The following is a 23835-nucleotide window of genomic DNA, read 5'->3' as shown; positions in this document are numbered from 1 at the left end:
GATGCCCTTCCGTCTGCCCGGCGGCGGGCCCCGGATCAGCGTCGACAACGACCGCTGCGAGCTCTACGGCATCTGCGCCATGGAGGCGCCGGACGTGTTCGACCTCGGCCAGGACGGCCGCCTGCGCTTCCACACGCGGCTGCTGGACGAAACCACCATTGAACAGGCGAAGATGGCCGCCCGCTGCTGCCCGATGCAGGCGGTCGTGATGAGAGGGGACCTGGATGGCTGACGGCGACCGGATCGTCATCGTCGGCGCGGGTGTCGCAGGGTTGCGCGCCGCGGAGCGACTGCGGGAACAGAAGTTCGACGGCGAGATCGTCCTGATCGGCGACGAGGCCCGGCGGCCCTACCACCGCCCGATGGTCTCCAAGGCGCTGGTGATGGGGACCGAACGGCCCAGCGACGTGGGCCTTTCACACTACTTGCCGGACCTCGACGTGCACTGGCGCCTCGGGGCGCGGGTCACGCACCTGGACACCACCGAGCGGGTCGTGCACCTGCCCGGCGGGGAGTCCCTCTGGTACGACGGCCTGATCGCCGCGACCGGCGTCTACCCGCGGCACCTGCCCGGGGCGCCGCGGCACGACCCGCGGGTGCGGATCCTGCGCACGGTCGAGGACTCGATGGCGGTGCGGCGCTGCCTCAACGCCAGCAAGAAGCCGGCCGTGGTGATCGGCGCCGGCCTGATCGGCAACGAGTTCGCCGCGAGCATGCGGCACATCGGCCGGGACGTCACCCTGATCGGGCACGCGAAGGCGCCGCTGCACCGCTTCGGCGACCGCGTCTCCAGCGGCATCGTCGAGGCGCACCACGAGCACCGCGCGAACCTGGCGATGCGCAGCGAAGTCCGGCACTGGATCAGCACGAAGGACACCGTCGGGCTGCACCTGACGAACAACCAGCTGCTGGTCGCCAGCGTCGTCGTGCTCGCCATCGGCAGTGTCCCGTCGGTCGACTGGATGCGCGGCTCCGGCCTCGACATCAGCGACGGCGTCCTCTGCGACTCGAAGCTGTTCGCCGAGGGCGCCTCCGACGTCGTCATCGCCGGCGACATCGCGCGCTGGCCGAACCTGCGCTTCGACGAGACCCCGCGGCGGGTCGAGCACTGGATCAACGCCGTCGAGTCGGCCCGGCACGCGGCGGACAACCTGCTGATGGGGCACTCGAGCGCGAAGCCGTTCACCCCGCTCCCCCGCGCCTGGTCGACGCTGTACGACACCCGGCTGCAGATGTGCGGGATGCCGTCGCTGGCCGAAGACACCGTGTCGCTGGCCGACGGCATCACCGGGTTCGTCCGCGACGGCAGGCTCGTCGGCATCTCTTGCTGGGACAAGCCGCGGGCGATGCTCGACTGGATGGCCGAGCTCGACCGGCGGCTGCCCGCACCGGACTACGTGCCGGAGCCGGAGCCCGCGCCCGTCGCGGAGGTCCCCGAGGTGCCGGTGGTCGAACCGGCGCTCGCCGCGCTGGCGGCCGAGGTGCCGCCGGAGTTCGACAGCGGCTTCGACCACCAGGCCTTCGAGCGCGAGTTCGAGAGCGAGTTCGCCAACGACATCCCGACGACGGCGTTCCCCGCGCAGTCGCTGCCGGCCCCGCCGACCACGGCGTTCGCCGCGCAGCCCGGCGCCGCGCTGCCGACCATGGCCATCCCGATGGGGAGGTAGAGAAAGCCGGGACGCCGGCTGCGCGCGGCGGCCGCCGTCCCTTGCCGGCCACCACACTCCCTCCGCGGCTGGGTGGTGTGGTGGCCGGCCCCAGCGTCCCCCTGCCCGCCTCGCGTTGGAAAACCGAGCGCCCGGCGGGCCAGGAGAGGGCCATCCCGAGGGAACCCGACGCCCCCGGGGTGGCCTTCTTCCGGCGCACCGGGCGGGGGCCCGGGGTCGAGCGCCGCGGCGGGTCACTCCGCTTCGGCGCACGGAGCGTGGAAGTCCTTCCGGTGGACGGGTATGCCGCCGGAAGGAACGCCACGGTCCGGCAGCACCGGTGCACGGCCGTCCCGGGGGCACGGGAACTCCCGGGGCGGTCTTCACCGTCGTCGCCGCGACCACCACGCCTCCCCCGCGACCAGACCGCCGAGGACGAGCACCGCCACCCCGGCGACGCGCAGCCCGGCGTCGGTGCCCGAGACGAACGCCGTCACCACGTCGGCCGCGCGGGGAGCACGGACGAGGGCTTCGGCCACCGTGTGCGCGCCACGGGCCTCCGGCGGCAGCGAGGCCGCGAAGCGAGCGGTGGACACGGTGCCGACCACGGCGACGCCGAGTGCACTGCCGAATTCACGGGTGGTGGCCTGCAGTCCGGTGCCGACGCCCGCCTGGGCAGGCGGCAGTGCGCCGGCGATCACGCCCGAGAGCGTCGGCAACGCCAGCGCCACCCCGATCCCGGTCACGACGAGCCACGCCGCGTACCCGGCGTACGGGGTTCCGGTGCCGCTCGTGGACAACCCGAGCAGGCCGCCGCCGACGAACGCGAAGGCGCCCCCGAGGGTGGCGCCGAAGCCGATCCGCCCGGCCAGGCGCGGCACGTACCGTCCACCGAGGACGATCGGCACCGTCAGCGGGACGATCCCGAGCCCGGTCGCCAGCACGCCGAACCCCTTGGCGTACTGCAGGAACGACGCGTTGACGTAGAACAGCGCGAACATGCCGAAGAAGATCGCGGTCATGCCGAGGCAGGCGCTGCGCAGGCCGGCGATCCGGAACAGCCGGGGGTCCAGCAGCGGGTGCGGGGACCGCAGCTCGACGAACACCCAGGCCGCGAACAGCACGGCGGAACCGGCGAACGCGGTCACGACGACCACGCTGCCCCAGCCCGCCTCCGGGCCCTGGACGATCCCGAGCAGCAGCGCGACCGACGCGCCGGTCAGCAGCACCACGGCCAGCGGGCCCACCGGGCGGTCGTGGCGCGCCGACACCGGTGCGAACCGGGCGGCCAGCGCGGCGAGTCCGAGCGAGACCGGCACAGCGGCGGCGAAGAGCCAGCGCCACGAGCCCGCCGTCAGGACGAGCCCGCCACCGACGTTGCCGGCGACGCCGCCGATCCCGGTCATCGACGCCCAGGTGGCGATCGTCGCCGGCTTGCGCGCGGCGGGCACGGCGTGCAGCAGGACGGCCAGCGAGTTGGGCAGCACCGCGGCCGCGCCGAGCCCGGTGAGCGCCCGGCCGGCGAGCAGCACGGCGACGTCCGGGGCCAGTGCCGAGAGCAGGGCGCCCGCGGCGAACAGCCCGAGCCCGGCGAGCAGGACACCCTTGCGGCCGAACCGGTCGCCCGCGGCCCCGGCGGGGATCACCAGGCAGGCGAACACGATGACGTAGGTGTCGACGATCCAGACCAGCGCGGGCGCGGACGGGTGCAGGGTGCTCGAGGCGAGCAGCGGAACGGCGAGGTTGGTCGCCGCGACCATGCCGACGACGAGCACCACCGCGGCGGACATGAGCGCGAGGAGCCCGCGCTGCACTCGTCGGCCGGACGCGGGTTCGCGGAGCTGAGTGGTCATGACGCCGACGGTAGGAACCGCGGGCTGCTGCACGCCACGCAACTTTGGCAAGGCTGTTTTGCGTACGCTGCAACAATGGCCGACCAGCTCGATCTGAACCTCCTGCGCGTGTTCGACGCGCTCCTGCGGGACGGCAGCGTCACGGCCGCGGCCGAGCGCCTGCACCTGTCGATCCCCGCGACCAGCCGGGCGCTGGCCCGGCTGCGGCGGGCGATGGGCGACCCGATCCTGGTGCGCGCGGGCCGGGGTCTGGCGCCGACGCCGTTCGCGCTGCGCACCGCCCCGCGGGTGCGCTCGCTGCTGGAGGAAGCGGCGGCCCTGGTCAACACCGACGTCTCGCCCGCAACGCTCGAGCGCACCTTCACGATCCGCATCAACGACGGCGTGGCCGCGACGCTGGCCACGGCGGCGGCCGACGCCACGGCGGCGGCCGCCCCGGGCGTCACCCTGCGCTTCGTGGCCGAAGGCACCGAAAGCACCGAGGCCCTCCGCGACGGCTCGATCGACCTGGACATCGGCGTCGGCGGGCACCCGGCCCCCGACATCCGGACCGCGGTGCTCTACCGCGACCGCCTGGTCGCCGCGGTGCGCGCGGACAGCCCGCTGGGCCGGTCCCGCAAGCCGGCGCTGGCGCAGCTGTGCCGCCACCCCCACGTCGCGGCCTCCCGCCGCGGCCTCGCCCGCGGCCCCCTGGACGACGCCCTCGCCGAGGCGGGCCTGCAGCGGCACGTCGCCGCCGTCGTGCCCACGGCCGCGGTGGCCGCCCTGGTCGTCGCGTCGAGCCCGTACGTGGGCCTGCTGCCGCAGCGCCTCGCCGAGCAGTACGCCGGCCTGCTCGGCCTCCGCTGGTTCCCGGTGCCCGCCGACCTGCCCGAACTCGAGGTCCGCCTGTCCTGGCACGCCCGCCTCGACGCCGACCCGCCCCAGCAGTGGCTCCGCACCACCCTCCGCGACGCCCTCCGCTGACCCGTGTCGACCCTCCAGGTACGCGAGTCGTCCATCCAGGTACGCGAGTCGTCCGCCCAGGTACGCGAGTCGTCCGCCCAGGTACACGAGTCGACGCGAAGCGCGCCCCGGAGCGGGTCCGGTGTGGCACGATTCATCCGTGACCAGCACGTCCACGGAGCAGTACCTGCGCGACCTCGCGTTGCTGCGGCGGGTGCGGGACCGGATCGACCGGGAGTACGCCCAGCCGCTGGACGTCGAGGCGCTGGCCCGTGGGGTGAACATGTCGGCCGGGCACCTCAGCCGGCAGTTCCGGCGTTCCTACGGTGAGTCACCGTATTCGTACCTGATGACGCGGCGGATCGAACGCGCGATGGCCCTGCTGCGCACGGGTGAGCTGAGTGTCACCGAGGTCTGCTTCACGGTCGGCTTCTCGTCGCTGGGCACCTTCAGCACCCGGTTCGCCGAGCTGGTCGGGATGCCCCCGAGCGTCTACCGCGAGCAGCAGGCCGAGGCCACCGTCGGCATGCCGCCGTGCGTCGCCAAACAGGTCACCAGACCGATCAGGAATCGAGAAGCGCGGCCGTCGGCGGCCACCTAGGGTGACGACCATGGACGTCACCATTCACTCGAGCTTCCTCCCGCACACCGACCCGGAAGCGTCGCTCGCCTTCTACCGCGACCTCCTCGGCTTCGAGGTCCGCCAGAACGTCAAGTACGGCGACATGCAGTGGATCACCATCGGCCCGCCGAACCAGCCGGACACCGCGATCGTGCTGACGCCGGTGGCCGCGACGCCCGGCCTGACCGACGACGAGCGCCGCATGATCAACGAGATGATGGCCAAGGGCACCTACGCGAGCGTCAACCTCGCCACCAAGGACCTCGACGCCCTGTTCGCCAAGCTCGAGGCGGGCAACGCCGAGGTCGTCCAGGAGCCGGTCGACCAGCCCTACGGCATCCGCGACTGCTCGTTCCGCGACCCGGCGGGCAACCTGCTCCGCATCCAGGAGCTGCGCTGACCACGACCGCCCCCGCGCTCGGCTACCGCGAGGTGCTGCGCGACCGGCGGATCGCCGGGCTCCTGCTGGGGGACCTGCTGGCCAACGTCGGCACCGGGATGCTCCTGGTGGCCATGCCCGTCCAGACGCTCTCCCTCCACGGCGACGTCCCGAAGGCCATCGCCGTCGGGCTGGTGGAGGCCGCGCCGTTCGTCCTGTCCACCGTGCTCGCGCTGGCCATCGGCCTGGGCCGGGTGCGGGTGCCGCCGCGGACCTTGCTCGTCGCCGACTGCGTGCTGCGGTCGGGCACCTTCGCCGTCCTCGGTGTCCTGGCCGTCGCCGGCCGGCTGACGCTGCCGGTGCTGGTCGCCGGGCTCCTCTTCGGCGCGACGTTCCGGCTCGCCGGGTCGAGCAGCCGCCGCCTGCTGGCGACGTCGGCCGCGGGCGAAGCCGGGCGCTTCTCGGTGAACGGCCTGCTGGGCCTGAACACGACGTTCGCGCTCTACATCGCCGGACCGGTCCTCGGTGGCGTCGTCGTGGCGACCGGCGGTGCGGGCTTCGCGCTCTTCGTCGACGCCGCCGGCGCCCTGATCCTGCTGGCCGCCACGCTCGCGTGCGTGCCCCGCGGCACGGAAAGCCCGGACGCGCTGCGCGACGGGGCGAGCCACGAGTCGGGCTGGCGGATCCTGCGCCGCCGGCCGGTCGCCGCGCGGCTGCTGGTGGTCGAGTTCTTCTTCAACTTCCTGTACATGCCGGTCGAAGTGGCGCTTCCGCTGTACGTGGGCGGGTCGCTGCACGCCGGCGCGTCCGGGCTGGGGGTGCTGTGGGGTGCGCTCGGGGCCGGCGCGTTCCTCGGCGCCGCGCTCGTCGGCCGGCTGCGGAACCTGCCGCAGCGGCCGCTGCTGGTCGCGATCATCGGCCTGTGGGCGCTGTGCCCGATCGCGCTGGCCGTCACCGGCGACCTCACCGTGGCCCTGCTCGTCTTCGGCCTGGGCGGCCTGGTGTACGCGCCGTTCACGCCGGTCGCCTACAGCTTCCTGCAGTCCGGGCTCGCCCCCGGTGAGCAGCAGCAGGTCGTCACGCTCTGGACGACCGGCGCCACGGTGGCCGCCCCGCTCGGGCTGGCGCTGGGCGGGCCCCTGATCGAGCTGACCGGCAGCACCGGCGGCCTCGCGCTGTCCGGCGTGCTGACCCTCCTGCTGCTCCCGATCGCAGCCCGGGCGGTGCTCGGCCGCCAACCGGAAAGGATTCCGACATGTGCCTCAGCCTGAAGGCCGCCGCGCACAACCACCTGCGCGAATTGGCGCTGCTGCGCCGCATTCGCGACCGCATCGACCGGGAATGCGCCGCTCCCGTCGACGTCGAATTGCTCGCGAAAACAGCGAACCTGCCCGTCGCGCAATTCATCCGCCGTTTCCGGGACGCCTATGGCCTTTCCCCCGACGAATACCGGCAGGCCGCCGAGGCCCGAACGAAAACCTGGAGCACCCGATGACCAAGCCGCACGTGGCCGACAGCCACGACCTGATCCGCGTCCACGGCGCGCGCGTGAACAACCTCAAGGACGTCCACGTCGAGCTGCCCAAGCGGCGGCTGACGGTGTTCACCGGGGTCTCCGGCTCGGGCAAGAGCTCACTGGTGTTCAGCACGATCGCCGCCGAGTCGCAGCGGCTGATCAACGAGACCTACAGCACCTTCGTGCAGGGCTTCATGCCGACGCTGGCGAGACCGGACGTCGACGTGCTCGACGGCATCACCACCGCGATCATCGTCGACCAGGAGCGGATGGGCGCCAACCCGCACTCCACCGTCGGCACCGCCACCGACGCCAACGCGATGCTGCGCATCCTGTTCAGCCGGCTGGGGACCCCGCACATCGGCTCGCCGCAGGCGTTCTCGTTCAACGTCGCCTCGATCAGCGGGGCGGGCGCGGTCACCATCGAAAAGGGCGGCCGGCAGATCAAGGAGCGGCGCAGCTTCAGCATCACCGGCGGCATGTGCCCGCGCTGCGAGGGCCGCGGCAAGGTCAACGACATCGACCTCACCGCGCTGTTCGACGAGAACAAGTCGCTCAACGAAGGCGCGATCACCATCCCGGGCTACAGCATGGAGGGCTGGTACGGCCGCATCTTCCGCGGTTCCGGCTTCTTCGACCCGGACAAGCCGATCAAGAAGTTCACCAAGAAGCAGTTCAACGACCTGGTCTACAAGGAACCGACGAAGATCAAGGTCGAGGGCATCAACCTGACCTACTCGGGGCTGGTGCCGGCGATCCAGAAGTCCTTCCTGTCCAAGGACGTCGACGCGATGCAGCCGCACATCCGCGCGTTCGTCGAGCGGGCGGTGACGTTCCAGACCTGCCCGGACTGCGACGGCACGCGCCTTTCGCCCGAGGCGCGGTCGTCGAAGATCGACGGGATCAGCATCGCCGACGCCTGCGCGATGCAGATCAGCGACCTCGCCGCGTGGGTGGGGAAGCTGTCCGAGCCGTCGGTCGCGCCGCTGCTGGACGCGCTGAAGCACACGCTCGACTCGTTCGTCGAGATCGGCCTCGGCTACCTCTCGCTCGACCGTCCATCCGGGACGCTTTCGGGCGGGGAAGCCCAGCGCACCAAGATGATCCGCCACCTCGGGTCGTCGCTGACCGACGTCACCTACGTCTTCGACGAGCCGACGATCGGGCTGCACCCGCACGACATCCAGCGCATGAACGACCTGCTGCTGCAGCTGCGCGACAAGGGCAACACGGTGCTGGTCGTCGAGCACAAGCCGGAGGCGATCGCGATCGCCGACCACGTCGTCGACCTCGGCCCGCGCGCCGGCACCGAGGGCGGCGAGATCGTCTTCGAGGGCACTGTGGACGGTCTGCGCTCCAGCGGCACGCTGACCGGGCGGCACCTGGACGACCGCGCGTCGCTGAAGCCGTCGGTGCGCAAGCCGTCGGGCTTCCTGGAGATCCGTGGCGCTTCCACGCACAACCTGCAGGAGGTCGACGTCGACATCCCGCTCGGCGTGCTGGTGGTCGTGACCGGCGTGGCGGGCTCGGGCAAGAGCTCGCTGATCCACGGCTCGGTGTCCGGCGGCGAGGGCGTGGTGACGGTCGACCAGACCGGCATCCGCGGCTCGCGCCGGAGCAACCCGGCGACGTACACGGGGCTGCTGGAGCCGATCCGCAAGGCGTTCGCCAAGGCCAACGGCGTCAAGCCGGCGTTGTTCAGCGCGAACTCCGAGGGCGCGTGCCCGAACTGCAACGGCGCCGGCGTGGTCTACACGGACCTGGGCATCATGGCCGGGACGGCGACCCCCTGCGAGGTGTGCGACGGCAAGCGGTTCAACGCCGACGTGCTGGAGTACACCTTCGGCGGGCGGGACATCAGCGAAGTGCTCGGGATGCCGGTTTCTTCGGCGTTGAAGTTCTTCGCTTCCGGTGACGCAGCCCTCCCGGCGGCGCACAAGATCCTCACGCACCTGTCCGACGTCGGCCTGGGGTACCTGACGCTGGGCCAGCCCCTGACGACGCTGTCCGGCGGCGAGCGCCAGCGGATCAAGCTGGCGACGCACATGGCGGAGCAGGGCGGGGTGTACGTGCTGGACGAGCCGACGGCGGGCCTGCACCTGGCCGACGTCGAGCAGCTGCTGGGCCTGCTGGACCGCCTGGTGGACGCGGGCAAGTCGGTGATCGTCATCGAGCACCACCAGGCGGTGATGGCCCACGCGGACTGGATCGTCGACCTCGGGCCGGGCGCGGGTCACGACGGCGGGCGGGTCGTGTTCGAGGGGACGCCGGCGCAGCTGGTCAAGGCGCGGAAGAAGACGCTGACGGGCAAGCACCTCGCGGAGTACATCGCGTAGCAGTTCAAGGGGCGCCGACGATCGAGTTCACGTGCTGACCTCGATCCGGCGGCCCTTGCACCGCGCACGCGCCGCCGACCGTGGAGCCGCCCGGGTCGAGGCCATCAAGACCGGCTTGGGCGTCGGTGCGGGGACGGCGGGCATCTTCGCGCTGCTCCTCGCCGTCCGACGGCAGATCCACCAAGAGCACACGGCGGCGGACACGATTCTCGACGCCACCGAAAAGCGCGTCACGGAGCTGTACACCAAAGCCGCCGACCAGCTCGGCTCCGGCAACGCGGCCGTCCGGCTCGCCGGCTCCCGGACGGGCTGGCCTTCCGGAACGGAAGGCTGGTGAAGTTCTAGCCGTATACCAGCGCGGCCGGTAGGGCTGGCCCCCGCAAACCGCCTGGGGCGCGCAGGATTCCGGCACCGGCCCCGGACGCGAAGACTCGGGTGGGTGACCACCACCGAGAACAGCGTCGGCAGCGACTTCGCCCGGCTGAGCCACCGCGTCACCGCCGCCGGCCTGATGAAGCGCCGTCCCGGCTACTACACCGCCCGGATCGCCGTCGTCACCGGGTTGTTCGCCGCCGGCTGGGTGACCTTCGCGCTGCTGGGGAACTCGTGGTGGCAGCTCGCCGTCGCGGGCTTCATGGCCGTCATGTTCGGGCAGATCGCCCTGCTCTCCCACGATCTCGCGCACAAGCAGGTCTTCCGGCGACGGCGGCCCACCGAAATCGCCGGGCTGCTCGCCGGGAACCTCGGCATCGGGATGAGCTACGGCTGGTGGATGGACAAGCACACCCGCCACCACGCCAACCCGAACCACGAGGAGCTCGACCCCGACGTCGATCCGGACATCCTCGTCTGGTCGAAGGACCAGGCCCGGGCGGATCTCGGACCAGTGCCGCGGTTCATCGGGCGGTACCAGGCCTTCCTGTTCTTCCCGCTGCTCACCCTCGAAGGCCTGAACCTGCACTGGTCCGGCATCCGGGCGGTCGGCAAGCCGGGGTTGCGCCGCCGGAAGGTCGAAGCCGCGCTGCTCGCCGGGCACTTCGTCCTCTACGCCGGCGCGCTGCTCACCGTGCTCGGCCCCGGGATGGCGCTGCTGTTCTTCGCCGTCCACCAGGGACTGTGGGGTGTCTACATGGGATCGATCTTCGCCCCCAACCACAAGGGCATGCCGACGCTGACCGGGCGCACCGAGCTCGACTTCCTCCGCAAGCAGGTGCTGACCTCGCGCAACGTCCGCGGCGGCCTCGTCACCGACGTCGCCCTCGGCGGCCTCAACTACCAGATCGAACACCACCTGTTCCCGAGCATGCCGTCGCCGCACCTGCGGCGGGCGCAGCCGATCGTCCGGGCCTACTGCGCCGAGCTGGGTATCCCGTACCTCCAGACGAGCCTCGTCGAGTCCTACCGGCAGGCCCTCACCCACCTGCACGAAGCTGGGGCCCCTCTCAGGAACCGTTCGTAGACTCGGGGCATGAAGATGACGATCGCCGCTCTGCGGGACCTGCCTGCGGCCTTCGGCGCGAAGGCCACCGGCGCCCGGGCCGAGCGGGTCCGCACCTCGCCGCAGTTCGACGGCAAGGTGTTCCGCAACGCGGCGCCGCGGCTCCCGATGACCGCGGCGTCGATGCGGACCATCTTCCGCGAAATGTTCTTCGGCGAGCACCGTGAGCTGCGCAAGCCGGCCGGCGCGGTGCCGCTGGTCTCGTCGGCCCCGGTCGAGTCGACCGGCGGCCTGCACCTGACCTGGTACGGCCACGCGTCCACGCTGGTCGAGCTCGACGGCGCCCGCGTGGTGCTCGACCCGGTGTGGAGCGACCGCGTCTCCCCCGCGGCGTTCGCCGGCCCGCGGCGGCTGCACGAGCCCCCGGTGCCGCTGTCCGGCCTCGGCCGGATCGACGCCGTGGTGATCTCGCACGACCACTACGACCACCTGGACCTCGCCACGGTCCGGGAGCTGGTGGCCGCCTCCGACGCCCCCTTCCTCGTGCCCCTCGGCGTGGGCGCGCACCTGGAGCGCTGGCACGTCCCGGCCGGCCGGATCATCGAGCTCGACTGGCACGAAGAAGCGACGGTGGCGGGCGTCCGGTTCGTCGCGACGCCGGCCCAGCACTTCTCCGGCCGCGGCATCACCAACGACGACACGCTGTGGACGTCGTGGGCGCTGCTGGGCCCCGAGCACCGGGTGTTCTACAGCGGCGACACGGGCTACTTCGCCGGGTTCGCGGCGATCGGCGCGGAGCACGGCCCGTTCGACGCGGCCCTGATCCAGGTCGGCGCGTACGCCCCGCACTGGCCGGACATCCACATGACCCCGGAGGAGGGGGTGGCGGCGGGCCTGGACGTCCGGGCGAAGCTGCTGGTCCCGGTGCACTGGGCGACGTTCCAGCTGGCGATGCACCCGTGGGGCGAGCCGGCCGACCGCGTGTGGGCCGAGGCCAAGGAGGCCGACCTCCCGCTGGCGATCCCCCGCCCGGGCGAGCGCATCGACGCAGCCGAGCCCCCGGCGGTCGACGGCTGGTGGCAGGCGCTGTGAAGCTGAAGCTGGACCTGCACGACATCTACAACCGCGGCGGCGAGATCGACCGCGCGCTCAAAGCGATCATCGACGAGGCCGTCGCCAAGAAGGCGCCGCTCGTCGAGATCATCCCCGGCAAGGGGTCCGGGCAGCTGAAGAAGCACGTCCTGCGGTTCCTCGAGCGCAAGGACGTCAAGGCGCTTTACCACCGGGTCGAGAAGGACAAGGACAACTTCGGGCGGTTGTTCGTGCACTTCCGCTGGAAGTGAGTCAGAAGCGGCTGTCGTGGCGGGCTTCGGACCACGCCCGGTCCCACGCCGCCGCGTGGAAACGGGTCAGCACGAACCGGACGGCCGCGTACAAACCCACCAGGGCTCCCGTGATCGCCGCCCACAGGAAGACCGCCGCGAAGACGCCGTCCACCGCCAGCGTCGAGGTCGACAGGGGCTCCGCCGCCAGCTCGCCGCGCTCGTCCAGCCAGATCGGGACGCGGGTGCCCGCCGGGCTGCCGGGGTCGGCCAGGACGTCGCCCGTGTGGCGGGCGCCGCGGGCGTCGAACCAGGCCGCCGGGACCGTCGCGCCCGCCGCCGGGGCGCCGGCACCGTCGGTGCTGTACGGCTGTCCCGACGCCTCCGCGAGGGAGACCGCCGTCGCCGGGTGGCGCGTGGTGCGCTCCTCGGCCGCGCGGGTGGTCTGCGCCGCGTACGTCTCCGAACCGAAGGCCGCCGCGAACGGGATCGCGAGGAACGCGCCGACGATGGCCAGGAGCAGCAGGAAGGCTTCGACGCGGTCGCCCGCCCGGGCCACGGGGTTGCGACCGGGGCGTACCCGGCGCCCGAACCGGGCGATCCGTCCGCTGAGCCCACGCATGCGCGACTCACTCCTCCCGGGAAGATGTCTTCTCGGTAACAGTGTGCGCGCCGGGGCTCGACTTTCTCTTGCGAATGGGATGCGGCCCACCTGTGAAACCCTGCACAACCACCCGGTGGGGTCAGTGCGGTTACAGCCAGTCGTCGGGACGGGGCCAGGGCAGCATCGCCGCGAGCGCGTCGCGGGGCGGCTCGGTGACGGCGTAGCGGCCGCGGTGGAACAGCAGCGGGCGGGCTTCCGACGGCGCGCCCAGCGCCGTCACCCGGCCGATCACCACGTAGTGGTCACCCGCTTCGTGCACGGCTTCCAGCGCACAGTCGATCCAGGTCAGCGCGCCGTCGAGCAGCGGCGCGCCGGACGGCGCGGGTGTCCAGCCGAACCGGGCGAACTTGTCCTCGCCGCGGGCGCCGAACACCGCGCTGACCTCCTGCTGGTCCTCGGCCAGCACGTTGACCGCGAACCGGCCCGCCGCGGCCAGCACCGGCCAGGTGCGCGACGTGCGCGCCGGGCAGAACAGCACCAGCGGCGGGTCGAGCGACAGCGCCGCGAACGACTGGCAGGCGAACCCGGCGAGGGTTTCGCCGTCACGGCCGGTGACGACCGTGACGCCCGTGCAGAAGTGCCCGAGCACGCTCCTGAACTCGGTCTGGTCGACCGCCACGGACGTCATGCGCCCGGGGGCCGCGCGCCGACCGAGAAGTCGTGGCCCCACAGCGACACCGCGGTGCTCTCGCGCGCGATCCAGTTGTCGTCGTCGACCTGACGGCCTTCGCAGCCGAACTCGACGTCGAAACCACCCGGGGTCTTCATGTAGAAGGACAGCATCAGGTCGTTCACGTGCCGGCCGAGGGTGGCCGACATCGGCACCTTCCGCCGGATCGCCCGGTCGAGGCACAGGCCGACGTCGTCGGTGTTCTCCACCTCGACCATCAGGTGCACGATCCCGGACGGCGTCGGCATCGGCAGGAACGCCAGGCTGTGGTGGCGCGGGTTGCAGCCGAAGAACCGCAGCCACGCCGGTGGCCCGTCGGCGGGCCGCCCGACCAGCTGGGGCGGCAGGCGCATCGAATCGCGCAGCCGGAAGCCGAGGACGTCCCGGTAGAACCGCAGCGACGCCTCGTCGTCCTTTGTGGACAAAACGACGTGGCCGAGGCCCTGCTCGCCGGTGACGAACTTGTGGCCGTACGGGCTGACCACCCGCCGGTGCTGCAGCGCGACGCCGTGGAACACCTCCTGGGTGTTGCCGGACGGGTCGTCGAAGCTGATCAGCTCGTCGACGCGGCGGTCGGCCAGCTCTTCGGGCGTGCCCTCCTTGTACGGCACCGACGCGCTGTCCAGCCGCGACCGGATCTCGACGAGCTCGCCGGCGTTGGCCGCCTCCCAGCCGGTGACGGCCAGGCGGTCCGCCGCACCCGGGGAGATCACCAGCCGCGCCGGGAAGTCGTCCATGCGCAGGTAGAGCGCGTCCGGGTTGGTGCCGCTGCCTTCGACCATGCCGAGCACCTTGAGGCCGTACTCGCGCCAAGCCGCCATGTCGGTGGCTTCGATGCGAAGGTAGCCCAGTGACCGGATGCCCATCAGGAACCCCCGAGGAAGTCGAGGGCCAGCCGGTTGAACTCGTCGAACTTCTCCAGCTGGGCCCAGTGCCCGCAGCCGCCGAACACGTGCAGCTGCGCGCGCGGAATCGTCTTGAGTGCCACCAGCGCGCCGTCCAGCGGGTTGACGCGGTCCTCACGCCCCCAGACCAAGAGTACGCGCTGGCGCAGCCGGTGGGCTTCGCGCCAGAGCAGGCCCTCTTCGTAGGTTTCCGGCTGCGCGAACGACATCCCCATCGCGCGCATGGCGGCCAGCGACTCCGGGGTGTTCGCGGCGGCGAAGCGTTCGTCGATCAGCTCGTCGGTGACCAGCGCCTGGTCGTGGACCATGATCCGCAGGAACGCCTCCATGCGCTCCCGGCTGGGGTGCGCCGCGAACCGCCCGAGGTTCTTGACGCCTTCGGTCGGATCGGGCGCGAACAGGTTGACGCTCAGCCCGCCCGGCCCCATCAGCACCAGCCGCCCGGCGCGTTTGCCGTGGTTCAGCGCGAACCGCACCGCCGCGCCCCCGCCGAGGGAGTTGCCGACGAAGTGGGCGCGTTCGACGCCGAGCGCGTCCATCAGCCCGGCGACGGCGTCCGCGCTGTGCCGGAAGTACTGCGGGTGCTCGGTCGGCTTGTCCGAGCGCCCGAAGCCGGGCTGGTCGACCGCGATGGTGCGGTAGTGCTTGGCGAACTCCGGCAGGTTGCGCCCGAAGTTGCTCCACGCCGACGCGCCGGGCCCGCCGCCGTGCAGCAGGATCACCGTCTCCGCGTGCTCGGCGCCGGCTTCGTGGTAGTGCAGCTTCAGGGAGCCCGCCTGGACGTACTTGCCTTCGGGAGCGGCCATCAGTACATCGCGTTCTCGACGGGGAGCCCGAAGGCACCGGTGCCGTACATGACGTACGCGCGCTCGGCGTCGTTCGCCGCGTGGACGCGGCCCGCGTGCGCGTCGCGCCAGAAGCGCTGGATCGGCGTACCCCGCTGGATCGCGCGGCCACCGGAGTTCTCGAAGAGCCGGTCGATCGCCGCGATCGCGCGTTCGGTGCCGCGCACCTGGTCGCGCCGGACGCGCAGCCGCAGGTCGACGGGCAGCCGCTCCTCGCGCTTGGCGAGCTCGTAGAGCTCTTCGATGTTGCGGGTCAGCTGCAGCCAGGCCGCGTCGATCTCGCTGGCCGCCTCGGCGATCCGCACCTTGGCGAACGGGTCCTCTTTGGACTGTTCGCCGGCGTACGCGGCCCGGACGCGCTTGCGCTGGTGCTCGACGTGCGCGTCGTAGGCGCCCTGGGCCATGCCGATGATCGGCGCGGTGATCGTGGTCGGGTGCACCGAACCGTACGGGAGGCGGTACAGCGGGCCGGGGTTGACGGCCTGGCCCGGCACCTTGCACTTCGACGTCGCGATGAAGCTCAGCGCCCGGTGCTGCGGCACGAAGACGTCCTCGACGACGATGTCGTTCGAGCCGGTGCCGCGCAGGCCGATCGTGTCCCAGACGTCCACAATGGAGTAGTCGGCGATGGGCAGCAGGTAGGTGCAGAAGTCGACCGGCTTGCCGTCTTTGAACGCGGGTCCCCCGAGCAGCACCCACGTGCAGTGGTCGGACCCGGAGGAGAAGCTCCACCGGCCCGACAGGCGGTAACCGCCGTCGACGACCTCGGCCTTGCCCATCGGCGCGTACGAGGAGGAGATCCGCACGTCCTGGTCCTCGCCCCAGACCTCCTGCTGCGCCTGCGCGTCGAACAGCGCCACGTGCCACGGGTGGACGCCGAGGATGGAGCCGACCCAGCCGGTGGACCCGCACGCGCTCGCGATCAGCTTCACCGCGGTGTAGAAGCTCACCGGGTCGGCTTCGAAGCCCCCGTGGAGCTTCGGCTGCAGCAGCTTGAAGAACCCGGTCTCCTGCAGGGCCTTGACGGACTCCTCGAGGACGCGGCGCGCGTCCTCGGTGTCCTGGGCCCGTTCCCGCAGGACCGGCAGGAGGTCCCGGACCCCGGCGATCACCTGCTCGCTCATGCGCAGTCCTCTCTCTTGCTCACTGCGCCAAGACTAGAACACGTTCTCGTTTTTGTCGAGAACACCCTGCGCCAGAGCACTGTTGATCCCCGCTCTACGGCCCGAAAACACGCAGTCGGCCAGGGACAGCCCGCTCACGTAGGACCTGGAACAGATTCCCACGGCGGTGCGGCCGGCGGCGTACAGCCCGGGAATCGGCGCGCCCGCCGTGCTCCGCACCGCGCCGGTGTCCTCGTCGACGACCAGCCCGCCGAGGGTGAGCATCGGCGTCGGGTACCCGAGGTTCGGCCGCACCGAGATGTCGATGAGCGAGTACGGCGGGTTGTCCAGGCGCCGCACGAACTCGGTCGGCTTGCCCACCGGATCGCGGTCGCCGTGGTAGGCCTCGACGCTCGCGCGCAGCCCCTGGGGGTCGACGCCGGCCCGGCGCGCCACCTCTTCGACGGTCGCTCCGGTGACGCGGCCGCGCCGCAGCAGGTACCGCAGCTGCAGCCCCTGGAACCACTGGCTCTGCGCCTTCGTGTCCCGCCGCGCCTCGGCCACGATCGGCGCGTCGACCAGCAGCCAGCCCCGGCTCCCGTGGCCCTCGATCAGCCGCTCGCCGACGGCGGCGCCGTACCGGGACTCGTCGATGACCCGCCGGCCCGCGGCGTCGACGATGATCCCGCCGAGGAACGCGCTCGGCGGCGTGATGAACCGCCACGCGGAGATCCGGCCGAGCTCTCCGGTCGCGCCGCCGGCCTCGACGCCCATGCGGATCCCCGAACCGTCGTCGGCGGACGTGCCCAGCGGGAGCCCGCCGCGGTACGCGGGCGCGTGCTCGCGGACCATCTCGCGGTTCGCGATGAAACCGCCCGCGGCGAGCACGACCCCCCGCCGGGCGGAAATCCGCAGCTCACGGCCGTGCGCGCGTTCGAACCGCTCGACCCGCCGGTGCAGCGACCGGCGCAGCGAGGGCACGTAGATCCCCGGCTTCGCGGCGTACTGCGCGAAGCGCTGGTGCCGCGCCCGCACCGACGCGGGCGCCTCGCCCAGCGTCTCGGTGACGACCCCGGTGACGCGGCCCTCGCCGTCGCGGAGCAGCTTCCGGACGGTCGTCTGCGTCAGGACCCGGATGCCGCGGGCGCGCACGGCCGCCTTGAGCCGCGCCATCAGCATCTTCCCCGAGGTCCCCGGCCCCTTGACGCGGTGCCCGCGCGGCGCGGGCTTCGCCGCGTCCCGGAATCCGCCGGCCGCCTCGCTGCCGGAGTAGTAGAGGTAGTGCGCGTCGCTGGGGTACGACGTCTTGTACGGGCACAGGCTGCCTTCGAAGGGCACGCCGTTGCCCTCCAGCCAGGTGATCATCTCGCGGCTGCCCTCGCAGAACCGCCGCAGCGTCCGCTCCGAGACGACGTCCCCGGTTTCCTGGCGCAGGTAGGCGTACATCGCGTCGACGGAGTCGTCGACGCCCGCGTCGAGCTGCTGCCCGGTCCCACCACCGGCGTAGACCACCCCACCGCTGACCGCGCTGGCTCCCCCTCCGGCGAAGCGCTCGACGATGATGACGTCGGCGCCCGCATCGGCCGCTTCGAGGGCGGCACAGGCGCCGGCCGCTCCGAACCCCACGATGACCACGTCCGCGACGAGTGCGTCCATGGTGGTTACCCTAGAACTGAAACACGTTCTCGTCTATGGTGACCAAAAGCGGCTCTCAACTGGATACTCGGTCTGTGGAACACGTTACAGGTGAGGTGACATGACGGAGCAGTTCGACGTCGTCGTGGTCGGCAGTGGCGCCGCCGGGATGACCGCCGCGCTGGCTGCGGCCCACCACGGCCTGAGCGTGGTGGTCCTGGAAAAGGCCCCCTGCTTCGGCGGCTCCACCGCACGCTCTGGCGGCGGCGTCTGGCTGCCCGGCAACCACGCGCTGCGCGCGGCCGGGATCGAAGAGCCTCCCGAACGGGCGCGCGAGTACCTGGCCTCGATCGTCGGCGACGTCGTCCCGGCCGTCCGGCGCGACACGTTCCTCGCGCACGGCCCCGAGGTGCTGAAGTTCGTCTGCGACCACACGCCGCTGAAGTTCCGCTGGGTCCGCGACTACAGCGACTACCACCCCGAAGCCCCCGGCGGGCGCCCCGGCGGGCGGTCGGTCGAGCCGGTCGCCTTCGACGGGAACCTCCTCGGCGCCGAGCTGGCCCACCTCGAACCGCCCTACAGCGCTCCCCCGATGGGCGTGCCGATCACCCAGGCCGACTACCGCTGGCTGAGCCTGCTGGCCCGGCACCCGCGCGGCGCAGTCCGGCTGCTGTCGCTGGGCCGGCAGTGGCTCGTCGGCAAGCTGCGCGGGCAGCGGCTGTTGAGCATGGGGCAAGCGCTTGCGGCCGGCCTGCGCGTCGGGCTCGCCCAGGCCGGGGTCGAGGTCCGGCTGAACACGCCGTTGGTCGATCTCCAGGTCGACGGCGACCGCGTGACCGGCGTCGTCACCCCGCACGGTGTCGTCCACGCCCGGCGAGGCGTGCTCCTCGGCAGCGGCGGCTTCGAGCGGAACCTCGAGATGCGCGAGAAGTACCAGCGCGCGCCGATCGGCGTCGACTGGACCGTCGGCGCGGAGGCCAACACCGGCGACGGCATCACCGCCGGCCTCAAGCTGGGCGCCGCCGTCGACCTGATGGACGACGCCTGGTGGGGTCCGTCGCTGCCGCTCACCGGCGGCCCGTGGTTCGCGCTCGCCGAGCGGTCGCGGCCACGCAGCATCATGGTCGACGCGCAGGGGAAGCGGTTCGTCAACGAGTCGGCGCCGTACGTCGAGGCCGTGCACGCGATGTACGGCGAGGGCGACGGGCCGGGGCAGCACATCCCGACCTGGCTGGTGTTCGACCAGCGCTACAAGGACCGGTACATGTTCACCGGCATCGGGCCGCGCCAGCCGCTGCCCGGCCGCTGGTTCAAGGCGGGCATCGCGGCGAAGTCGTCGTCGGTCGCCGGGCTGGCCGCGAAGATCGACGTCCCGGCCGCCGCCTTGGAAGCGACGATCGAGCGGTTCAACGGCTTCGCGCGCCGCGGCGTCGACGAAGACTTCCACCGCGGCGTCAGCAAGTACGACCACTACTACGGCGACCCGCGCAACAAGCCCAACCCCAGCCTCGGCCCGCTCGACAAGGCGCCGTACTACGCGGTGAAGATCGTGCCGGGCGACCTCGGCACCAAGGGCGGGCTGCGCACCGACGAGCACGCGCGGGTGCTGCGCGAGGACGGCTCGGCGGTGCCGGGGCTGTTCGCCGCGGGCAACGCCGGCGCGGCCGTGATGGGCCGGACGTACGCCGGGCCCGGCGCGACCATCGGCCCGGCCATGGTGTTCGGCTACCTTGCGGCGACGCGGCTGGCGCACGAAGATCAGGGGACCACGGGAGGGCAGCGATGACGCAGGATTCGGTACGCACCATCTACGCCGGTGAGCCGCCGACCCGGTTCGCCCGCGGCTGGCACTGCCTCGGCCTGGCGGAAGGCTTCCGCGACGGGCAGCCGCACGCGATCACCGCGTTCGGCACGAAGCTCGTGGTGTGGGCGGATTCGGCCGGCGAGCTGCACGTGCTCGACGGCTACTGCCGGCACATGGGCGGCGACCTCACCCAGGGCAGCGTCAAGGGCGACGAGGTGGCCTGCCCGTTCCACGACTGGCGCTGGAACGGCAAGGGCAAGTGCGTCTCGATCCCCTACGCCAAGCGGGTTCCGCTGCGCGCGCGGACGCGGTCGTGGACCTCGGAGGTGCGGAACGGGCAGCTGCTCGTGTGGCACGACCCGGAGGGCAACCCGCCGCCGGAGGAGCTGGCGATCCCCCGGATCGAAGCGGCCCACAGCGACGAGTGGAGCAACTGGACCTGGGACGAGATCTTCATCGACGGCTCCAACTGCCGGGAGATCATCGACAACGTCGTGGACATGGCGCACTTCTTCTACATCCACTACGCCTACCCGACGTACTTCAAGAACGTCTTCGAAGGCCACATCGCCACGCAGTACCTCAACACCAAGGGCCGTCCGGACATGGGCATGGCCTCGAACTACGGCGGCGAGGAAAACCTGCTGCGGTCGGAAGCGTCGTACTTCGGGCCGTCGTACATGATCAACAAGCTGGTGAACTCGTTCCAGGGCTACGAGATCGAGAGCGTGCTCATCAACTGCCACTACCCCGTGACGCCGACGTCGTTCGTGCTGCAGTACGGGATGAAGGTGCGGAAGCCGCCGGGCGTCTCCGGCGAGCACGCGGACAAGATCGCCGCCAAGCTGGCCCGCGGGATCGGCGCCGGGTTCCTGCAGGACGTCGAGATCTGGAAGCACAAGACGCAGATCGACAACCCGCTGCTGTGCGAAGAGGACGGTCCGGTCTACCAGCTCCGCCGGTGGTACCAGCAGTTCTACGTCGACGTCGCCGATGTCACCGAGGACATGACGCAGCGGTTCGAGTTCGAAGTGGACACCACGAAGGCCAACGAGGCGTGGGCGGCGGAGGTCGCGGAGAACCTGGCGCGGCAGAAGACCGAGGCGGAAGTGTGACCACCGCCGAACAGACCGAGTTCCTCTCGGGCGGGCTGCGGCCGCACGCGTGCCGCAGCTGCGGGACGTGCGTGCTGGTGAAGAAGAACAGCATCCAGCACACGAGCATCCAGTGGACGACCCGGCCCGCCGAAACCTGCCCGGTGTTCGCGGACGCGGAGGGGCCGTCGGCGCTGCTCGACACGTGCCCGAAGCTGGCCGACAGCATCGGCGACGCCGTGCGCGAGGGCACGCTGGCGGTGGCCGATGGCTGAGCGGGTCTACACGCTGACCGTCGCCGACGTCGTCGTCGAAACCGAAGACGCGCGGTCGGTGGTCTTCGAGGTCCCGCCCGAGCACGCCGAGGCTTTCACCTACGCCGCCGGGCAGTTCCTGACCTTGAAGATCCCCAGCGAGCAGACCGGTTCGGTGGCGCGGTGCTATTCGCTGTCGAGCGCGCCGCACGAGAACCGCGTGCAGGTGACGGTCAAGCGGACCGACGGCGGGTACGGGTCCGGCTGGATCTGCTCGTCGCTGCGGCCGGGGATGCGGGTGGACGTGCTGGCGCCGGCCGGGGTGTTCTGTCCTTCTTCGGCCGACGAGGATTTCCTGTTGTTCGCCGGCGGCAGCGGCATCACCCCGGTGATGGCCATCCTCAAAACGGCTCTGGAGACGGGTTCCGGCCGGGCCGTGCTCGTGTACGCCAACCGCGACGAGCGTTCGGTGATCTTCGCGGGGGAACTGGCGTCGCTGGCCAAGCGCTTCGGCGACCGGCTGGTCGTCATCCATTGGCTGGAGAGCGTCCAGGGGCTGCCGGAGGTCTCGCAGCTGCGCGGGCTGGCTTCGGCGTACACCTCGCACGAGGCGTTCCTGTGCGGGCCCGCGCCGTTCATGGCGGCCGTGCGGGAGGCGCTCGGCCGGCTCGGCGTGCCGCGCGACCGGGTGCACGTCGAGAAGTTCACCTCGCTGACCGGGAACCCGTTCGAGGCCGGTGCGCCCGAGCCCGAGCCGGAGTCCGACGAGGCCCCGGCGGCGCTGACGGTGACCCTCGACGGACAGACGCGGTCGATGGTGTGGCCGCGGCAGCGGAAGCTGCTCGACCGCCTCCTGGAAGACGGCTTGGACGCGCCGTACTCCTGCCGCGAGGGACAGTGCAGCGCGTGTGCGTGCCGGATCGTCTCGGGCGAGGTGAAGATGCTGCACAACGAGGTGCTGGACGCCGAGGACATGGCGGACGGCATCGTGCTGGCCTGCCAGTCCCTGCCGGTCACCGACGAGGTCTCGATCAGCTACGAATAGGAGTCTGCGCGTGCCCATCGATCCCGACGTCGCCATCGGTGCCGAGATCGGCGAGGTGAGCTTCGCCTGGACGTCGTCGGACGTGCTGCTGTACCACCTGGCCCTCGGCGCGGGCCCGGACGAGCTGCGGTACACCTACGAGCGGGACCTGGTGGTGCTGCCGACGTTCGCGACGGTCGCGGCGAACCTGCGCGTGTTCGACCCGCCGGCGGTGTCGTTCCCGGGGGTGAAGATCGACCTGGCGAAGGTGCTGCACGGCAAGCAGGAGATCACGCTGCACCGGCCGATCCCGACGTCGGGGAAGGCGGTGGCGCGGTCGCGGATCGCGGACGTGTACGACAAGGGCAAGGCCGCGGTGGTGGTCCAGGAGGTCGCGGTCACGTCGTCGGCCGGCGATCCACTGTGGACGGCCCGGTCCGGCATCTTCGCCCGCGGCGAGGGTGGTTTCGGCGGCTCGCGGGGACCCTCGGACCGGATTTCCTGGCCCACGGGGGCGCCGGACGTCGTCTTGGAGGTCCCGACGCTGCCGCAGCAGGCGCTGCTGTACCGGCTGTGCGGCGACCGGAACCCGCTGCACGCGGACCCGGAGTTCGCCCGGGCGGCCGGGTTCGACCGGCCGATCCTGCACGGGCTGTGCACGTACGGGATCGTGGCCCGGGTGCTGGTGAACGAGTTCCTCGGCGGCGACCCGGCGCGGGTGGCGTCGTTCGCGGCGAAGTTCGCCGGGGTGGTGTTCCCGGGCGAGACGCTGCGGATCCGGGTGTGGCGTTCGGGTGACCGGCTGCTGGTGACGACGTCGGCGGTGGAGCGGGACGACGCGCCGGTGCTGGCGGACACGGTGCTGGTGTCCACTACCTGAGCCGGGTTGTCCGAGCCGCTACCGTGGTGGGGTGACTTCGATGCCGGAATACTTCGTGGTGCGCGGAACGGTCGAGCCGGGCGACCGGCGCGGCCGCGAGCTGGGCTTTCCGACGGCCAACATCGCCCTGCGCGACCAGGACGGCTCCCTGGGCGACGGGGTGTGGGCGGGCTGGATCGGCCGCCCGGACGGAACGAGGCTGCCGGCGGCGATCTCGGTCGGCCGCCGCCCGACGTACTACGGAGCGGACGGCTACCGCCTGCTGGAGGCCCACGTCCTGGAGTTTTCGGGCGATCTGTACGGCGAGACGCTGGTGGTGTGGCTGGGCGCCCACCTGCGCGACCAGGAGAAGTACGCCTCGGCGGAGGACCTGATCACGGCGTTGAAGAACGACATCGCGGCGGCCGCCCAGTGGACGGCGGCGAACCCGTCGGCTTCGCTTCCCTCGCCGGGGGACAGCGCCCTGGGCGAGGTGCGGCGGATCGCGGGCTGAAGCCTTCCGCAGCCGCCCTCGCCGCCCGGAATTGTCGGTGGTCTCCGGTAACGTGAAATCCGGGGGTCCCCCGGGCCGGGGACCTCTCCGCGCCGCGCTCACAAAGCCGAGGCGAGCAACATGTAGCCCATTCCGGCGCCCATGACCGCCCGGCACACCGCGCGCGAAGCCTGCCCGGAACCCACCGCGCCAGGCGGGCCGGAGCCACCCGCGGCAGCCGAGCCAACCGCAGCCGAGCCGGAGCCACCCGCGGCCGCCGCCACCGAGCCCGGGCCAGAGCGAACCGCAGCCGAGCCGGCCCCACCCGAACCCGCCGCCACCGAGCCCGGGCCAGAGCGAACCGCAGCCGAGCCGGCCCCACCCGAACCCGCCGCCACCGAGCCCGGGCCAGAGCGAACCGCAGCCGT

General features: G+C 71.8%; 25 protein-coding genes. 18 read left to right on the top strand and 7 right to left on the bottom strand.

The features are described from left to right. The first annotated feature begins 1 nt into the window (after window position 1). On the top strand, window positions 2-232 hold the full coding sequence (locus ACWEGE_RS28780; RefSeq protein ID WP_013224408.1) for a ferredoxin: 231 nt from the start codon (window positions 2-4) through the stop codon (window positions 230-232). Continuing rightward, window positions 225-1667, top strand: a complete 1443-nt coding sequence (locus ACWEGE_RS28775) for an NAD(P)/FAD-dependent oxidoreductase (protein ID WP_449663567.1) — start codon at window positions 225-227, stop codon at window positions 1665-1667. Before ACWEGE_RS28780 ends, ACWEGE_RS28775 begins: the two co-directional genes overlap by 8 nt. A 362-nt stretch (window positions 1668-2029) precedes the next feature. Here the strand turns inward: ACWEGE_RS28775 and ACWEGE_RS28770 are convergent, their stop codons facing one another. Next, window positions 2030-3436 carry an MFS transporter gene (locus ACWEGE_RS28770; RefSeq protein ID WP_449663649.1) on the bottom strand — a complete coding sequence of 469 codons (1407 nt, stop codon included), beginning with the start codon at window positions 3434-3436 and terminating at the stop codon, window positions 2030-2032. Between the two features lie 138 nt (window positions 3437-3574). Between ACWEGE_RS28770 and ACWEGE_RS28765 the strand changes: the two genes are divergently transcribed. The 10 genes from ACWEGE_RS28765 to ACWEGE_RS28720 all read left to right on the top strand — a co-directional run bounded on the left by ACWEGE_RS28765 (window position 3575) and on the right by ACWEGE_RS28720 (window position 12078). Continuing rightward, window positions 3575-4465, top strand: coding sequence for a LysR family transcriptional regulator (locus ACWEGE_RS28765; RefSeq protein WP_449663566.1), 891 nt, complete (start codon window positions 3575-3577; stop codon window positions 4463-4465). Window positions 4466-4604: 139 nt separating this feature from the next. Beyond that, window positions 4605-5045 carry a helix-turn-helix transcriptional regulator gene (locus tag ACWEGE_RS28760; RefSeq protein ID WP_449663565.1) on the top strand — a complete coding sequence of 147 codons (441 nt, stop codon included), beginning with the start codon at window positions 4605-4607 and terminating at the stop codon, window positions 5043-5045. 10 nt (window positions 5046-5055) lie between these two features. Further along, entirely contained in the window at window positions 5056-5466 is a 411-nt protein-coding gene (locus ACWEGE_RS28755) for a VOC family protein (RefSeq protein ID WP_449663564.1), read from the top strand. A gap of 32 nt (window positions 5467-5498) precedes the next feature. Next, a complete protein-coding gene (locus ACWEGE_RS28750; RefSeq protein ID WP_449663563.1) occupies window positions 5499-6716 on the top strand; it encodes an MFS transporter in 1218 nt (405 codons plus the stop codon). Next, window positions 6701-6940, top strand: coding sequence for an AraC family transcriptional regulator (locus ACWEGE_RS28745; RefSeq protein ID WP_449663562.1), 240 nt, complete (start codon window positions 6701-6703; stop codon window positions 6938-6940). Before ACWEGE_RS28750 ends, ACWEGE_RS28745 begins: the two co-directional genes overlap by 16 nt. Next, on the top strand, window positions 6937-9297 hold the full coding sequence (locus ACWEGE_RS28740) for an ATP-binding cassette domain-containing protein (RefSeq protein WP_449663561.1): 2361 nt from the start codon (window positions 6937-6939) through the stop codon (window positions 9295-9297). Before ACWEGE_RS28745 ends, ACWEGE_RS28740 begins: the two co-directional genes overlap by 4 nt. A gap of 31 nt (window positions 9298-9328) precedes the next feature. After that, window positions 9329-9634, top strand: a complete 306-nt coding sequence (locus ACWEGE_RS28735; RefSeq protein WP_449663560.1) for a hypothetical protein — start codon at window positions 9329-9331, stop codon at window positions 9632-9634. 102 nt (window positions 9635-9736) lie between these two features. Next, window positions 9737-10756 carry a fatty acid desaturase family protein gene (locus tag ACWEGE_RS28730; RefSeq protein ID WP_449663559.1) on the top strand — a complete coding sequence of 340 codons (1020 nt, stop codon included), beginning with the start codon at window positions 9737-9739 and terminating at the stop codon, window positions 10754-10756. A gap of 9 nt (window positions 10757-10765) precedes the next feature. Then, the gene (locus ACWEGE_RS28725; RefSeq protein WP_449663558.1) at window positions 10766-11827 is read left to right on the top strand and encodes an MBL fold metallo-hydrolase; all 1062 of its coding nucleotides are present in this window, start codon (window positions 10766-10768) and stop codon (window positions 11825-11827) included. Beyond that, window positions 11824-12078, top strand: coding sequence for a Smr/MutS family protein (locus ACWEGE_RS28720; RefSeq protein ID WP_449663557.1), 255 nt, complete (start codon window positions 11824-11826; stop codon window positions 12076-12078). Before ACWEGE_RS28725 ends, ACWEGE_RS28720 begins: the two co-directional genes overlap by 4 nt. Window position 12079: 1 nt before the next feature. Here ACWEGE_RS28720 and ACWEGE_RS28715 read toward each other — a convergent pair whose 3' ends face one another. The 6 genes from ACWEGE_RS28715 to ACWEGE_RS28690 all read right to left on the bottom strand — a co-directional run bounded on the left by ACWEGE_RS28715 (window position 12080) and on the right by ACWEGE_RS28690 (window position 17900). Beyond that, window positions 12080-12679: an Rv1733c family protein gene (locus tag ACWEGE_RS28715; RefSeq protein WP_449663556.1), complete on the bottom strand. Its 600-nt coding sequence runs from the start codon at window positions 12677-12679 to the stop codon at window positions 12080-12082. A gap of 130 nt (window positions 12680-12809) precedes the next feature. Beyond that, complete coding sequence (gene hsaB / locus ACWEGE_RS28710) at window positions 12810-13349, bottom strand: 3-hydroxy-9,10-secoandrosta-1,3,5(10)-triene-9,17-dione monooxygenase reductase subunit (RefSeq protein ID WP_449663555.1); 540 nt, start codon at window positions 13347-13349, stop codon at window positions 12810-12812. Further along, a complete protein-coding gene (hsaC, locus tag ACWEGE_RS28705) occupies window positions 13346-14257 on the bottom strand; it encodes an iron-dependent extradiol dioxygenase HsaC (RefSeq protein ID WP_449663554.1) in 912 nt (303 codons plus the stop codon). Before hsaC ends, hsaB begins: the two co-directional genes overlap by 4 nt. Beyond that, entirely contained in the window at window positions 14257-15102 is an 846-nt protein-coding gene (gene hsaD / locus ACWEGE_RS28700) for a 4,5:9,10-diseco-3-hydroxy-5,9,17-trioxoandrosta-1(10),2-diene-4-oate hydrolase (protein WP_449663553.1), read from the bottom strand. The genes hsaC and hsaD overlap by 1 nt, the downstream gene beginning before the upstream one ends. Continuing rightward, window positions 15102-16265 carry a 3-hydroxy-9,10-secoandrosta-1,3,5(10)-triene-9,17-dione monooxygenase oxygenase subunit gene (gene hsaA / locus ACWEGE_RS28695; protein ID WP_449663552.1) on the bottom strand — a complete coding sequence of 388 codons (1164 nt, stop codon included), beginning with the start codon at window positions 16263-16265 and terminating at the stop codon, window positions 15102-15104. The genes hsaD and hsaA overlap by 1 nt, the downstream gene beginning before the upstream one ends. Before the next feature lie 33 nt (window positions 16266-16298). Next, the gene (locus tag ACWEGE_RS28690) at window positions 16299-17900 is read right to left on the bottom strand and encodes an FAD-binding protein (protein WP_449663551.1); all 1602 of its coding nucleotides are present in this window, start codon (window positions 17898-17900) and stop codon (window positions 16299-16301) included. A 100-nt stretch (window positions 17901-18000) separates the two neighbouring features. Here ACWEGE_RS28690 and kstD point away from each other — a divergent pair, with 100 nt between their 5' ends. Genes kstD through ACWEGE_RS28660 form a run of 6 tightly spaced genes read left to right on the top strand, consistent with a single transcriptional unit; the run spans window position 18001 to window position 23428 of the window. After that, window positions 18001-19665: a 3-oxosteroid 1-dehydrogenase gene (gene kstD, locus ACWEGE_RS28685; RefSeq protein WP_449663550.1), complete on the top strand. Its 1665-nt coding sequence runs from the start codon at window positions 18001-18003 to the stop codon at window positions 19663-19665. Continuing rightward, the gene (locus ACWEGE_RS28680) at window positions 19662-20798 is read left to right on the top strand and encodes a Rieske 2Fe-2S domain-containing protein (RefSeq protein WP_449663549.1); all 1137 of its coding nucleotides are present in this window, start codon (window positions 19662-19664) and stop codon (window positions 20796-20798) included. The genes kstD and ACWEGE_RS28680 overlap by 4 nt, the downstream gene beginning before the upstream one ends. Further along, complete coding sequence (locus ACWEGE_RS28675; protein WP_449663548.1) at window positions 20795-21052, top strand: hypothetical protein; 258 nt, start codon at window positions 20795-20797, stop codon at window positions 21050-21052. Before ACWEGE_RS28680 ends, ACWEGE_RS28675 begins: the two co-directional genes overlap by 4 nt. Then, window positions 21045-22076 carry a 2Fe-2S iron-sulfur cluster-binding protein gene (locus ACWEGE_RS28670; RefSeq protein WP_449663547.1) on the top strand — a complete coding sequence of 344 codons (1032 nt, stop codon included), beginning with the start codon at window positions 21045-21047 and terminating at the stop codon, window positions 22074-22076. The genes ACWEGE_RS28675 and ACWEGE_RS28670 overlap by 8 nt, the downstream gene beginning before the upstream one ends. 10 nt (window positions 22077-22086) lie before the next feature. After that, the gene (locus ACWEGE_RS28665; protein WP_449663546.1) at window positions 22087-22935 is read left to right on the top strand and encodes a MaoC/PaaZ C-terminal domain-containing protein; all 849 of its coding nucleotides are present in this window, start codon (window positions 22087-22089) and stop codon (window positions 22933-22935) included. 40 nt (window positions 22936-22975) lie between these two features. Further along, window positions 22976-23428 (top strand): riboflavin kinase, encoded by a 453-nt coding sequence (locus ACWEGE_RS28660; RefSeq protein ID WP_449663648.1) that lies wholly within the window; start codon window positions 22976-22978, stop codon window positions 23426-23428. Window positions 23429-23835 lie beyond the last annotated feature (407 nt).

It is taken from the genome of Amycolatopsis sp. NPDC004747 (assembly GCF_053601335.1).
Note: the sequence above shows the minus strand (reverse complement) of the source record. Positions and strands in the feature narration are given on the sequence as shown.

Excerpts from the sequence above, each read along its gene's own strand:
- hsaC (WP_449663554.1), bottom strand. The coding sequence starts at position 14,257 with ATGGGCATCCGGTCACTGGGCTACCTTCGCATCGAAGCCACCGACATG.
- ACWEGE_RS28715 (WP_449663556.1), bottom strand. The coding sequence starts at position 12,679 with ATGCGTGGGCTCAGCGGACGGATCGCCCGGTTCGGGCGCCGGGTACGC.
- ACWEGE_RS28660 (WP_449663648.1), top strand. The coding sequence starts at position 22,976 with ATGCCGGAATACTTCGTGGTGCGCGGAACGGTCGAGCCGGGCGACCGG.
- hsaD (WP_449663553.1), bottom strand. The coding sequence starts at position 15,102 with ATGGCCGCTCCCGAAGGCAAGTACGTCCAGGCGGGCTCCCTGAAGCTG.
- ACWEGE_RS28725 (WP_449663558.1), top strand. The coding sequence starts at position 10,766 with ATGAAGATGACGATCGCCGCTCTGCGGGACCTGCCTGCGGCCTTCGGC.
- ACWEGE_RS28690 (WP_449663551.1), bottom strand. The coding sequence starts at position 17,900 with ATGGACGCACTCGTCGCGGACGTGGTCATCGTGGGGTTCGGAGCGGCC.
- ACWEGE_RS28770 (WP_449663649.1), bottom strand. The coding sequence starts at position 3,436 with ATGTCCGCCGCGGTGGTGCTCGTCGTCGGCATGGTCGCGGCGACCAAC.
- ACWEGE_RS28680 (WP_449663549.1), top strand. The coding sequence starts at position 19,662 with ATGACGCAGGATTCGGTACGCACCATCTACGCCGGTGAGCCGCCGACC.
- hsaA (WP_449663552.1), bottom strand. The coding sequence starts at position 16,265 with ATGAGCGAGCAGGTGATCGCCGGGGTCCGGGACCTCCTGCCGGTCCTG.
- ACWEGE_RS28670 (WP_449663547.1), top strand. The coding sequence starts at position 21,045 with ATGGCTGAGCGGGTCTACACGCTGACCGTCGCCGACGTCGTCGTCGAA.
- ACWEGE_RS28740 (WP_449663561.1), top strand. The coding sequence starts at position 6,937 with ATGACCAAGCCGCACGTGGCCGACAGCCACGACCTGATCCGCGTCCAC.
- ACWEGE_RS28765 (WP_449663566.1), top strand. The coding sequence starts at position 3,575 with ATGGCCGACCAGCTCGATCTGAACCTCCTGCGCGTGTTCGACGCGCTC.
- kstD (WP_449663550.1), top strand. The coding sequence starts at position 18,001 with ATGACGGAGCAGTTCGACGTCGTCGTGGTCGGCAGTGGCGCCGCCGGG.
- ACWEGE_RS28745 (WP_449663562.1), top strand. The coding sequence starts at position 6,701 with ATGTGCCTCAGCCTGAAGGCCGCCGCGCACAACCACCTGCGCGAATTG.
- hsaB (WP_449663555.1), bottom strand. The coding sequence starts at position 13,349 with ATGACGTCCGTGGCGGTCGACCAGACCGAGTTCAGGAGCGTGCTCGGG.
- ACWEGE_RS28780 (WP_013224408.1), top strand. The coding sequence starts at position 2 with ATGCCCTTCCGTCTGCCCGGCGGCGGGCCCCGGATCAGCGTCGACAAC.
- ACWEGE_RS28755 (WP_449663564.1), top strand. The coding sequence starts at position 5,056 with ATGGACGTCACCATTCACTCGAGCTTCCTCCCGCACACCGACCCGGAA.
- ACWEGE_RS28775 (WP_449663567.1), top strand. The coding sequence starts at position 225 with ATGGCTGACGGCGACCGGATCGTCATCGTCGGCGCGGGTGTCGCAGGG.